Origin of the sequence: Butyricimonas hominis (genome assembly GCF_014287455.1) — a bacterium.
GTDB lineage: Bacteria > Bacteroidota > Bacteroidia > Bacteroidales > Marinifilaceae > Butyricimonas > Butyricimonas muris.
Genome location: NZ_JACOOH010000040.1, coordinates 1 through 1,247, shown reverse-complemented (window position 1 = coordinate 1,247; position 1,247 = coordinate 1). Strand labels below are relative to the sequence as shown.

Here is a 1,247-nt window from a genome sequence, read left to right as displayed (position 1 = left end):
TACACGATAATGCTTAACCTCAATCGAAGTTGGATAAGCAAGCAGGGCGATTTCTTCGTGGAAAGTCCGATTATCCTTTTGGCGGCTATAATTTGGTATCTCCGTATCTATCAAGGCGGCAGGTATTGCACGTTCCCCCATGCCATTGAACTGCTAAATAAGAAATACGCCGATGTATTCACCATTTTGCGCAGCTACCCCGAACTGGAAAACTACCTTTCCCCATTCGTAGATGCTTGGGAATCAGACGCTCAAGAGCAGTTGCAGGGGCAGATTGCCAGTGCGAAAATCCCGCTTTCAAGAATGATTTCACCCGCCCTTTACTGGGTAATGACGGGTGATGATTTTTCACTTGACATCAACAACCCGAAAGAGCCTAAAATACTGGTTGTCGGCAACAATCCTGACCGCCAAAATATCTACTCGGCAGCACTGGGATTATATAATTCCCGTATCGTGAAGCTGATAAACAAGAAAGGTCAGCTTAAAAGTTCGGTGATAATAGACGAGCTGCCAACGATTTATTTTCGTGGGCTTGACAACCTGATTGCGACCGCCCGAAGCAACAAGGTTGCGGTTCTGTTAGGCTTTCAGGATTACAGTCAACTTACCCGTGACTATGGGGACAAGGAAAGCCGTGTAATCCAAAATACTGTGGGTAACGTGTTCAGCGGTCAGGTAGTCGGTGAAACGGCGAAAATCCTGTCGGAGCGTTTCGGAAAGGTGTTGCAGAAACGGCAGAGCATGACAATCAACCAACGGGAAAAATCCACCTCGATAAGCACCCAAATGGACAGCCTGATACCCGCCAGCAAAATATCCAACCTCACGCAAGGTATGTTCGTGGGGGCAGTAGCGGACAATTTCGATGAACGGATAGAGCAGAAGATTTTCCACTGTGAAATCGTGGTGGACAATGAAAAGGTGAAGCGGGAAACCGCCCGTTACGTGAAGTTGCCGCAGATTATCGACTTCACCGACAAGGACGGCAACGACCGGATGCAGGAGGAGATACAAGCCAACTATGACCGCATCCGTCAGGAAGTCAGGCAGATAGTCGAGAACGAGATAACCCGGATTAAGAACGACCCGGAGTTATGCCACTTGATTAAGGAGGAAGAATAGCTATATATAATAATGTATGGAGTGAAGAACAGCCGATGTAGCTTTACGGTTGTTCTTCATTTTGCTTTTTGGTGCGGTAGGCTTCAAAACGCACTAATATTTCGTGCAGGTTCTTCAATGCT

General features: G+C 47.1%; 1 protein-coding gene. It reads left to right on the top strand.

All coding sequences use genetic code 11. From position 1 onward, the window contains the following. A partial coding sequence (locus tag H8S64_RS22990) for a TraM recognition domain-containing protein (RefSeq protein ID WP_186978719.1) occupies nt 1-1,125 on the top strand: 1,125 nt, incomplete at its 5' end. Nucleotides 1,126-1,247 lie beyond the last annotated feature (122 nt).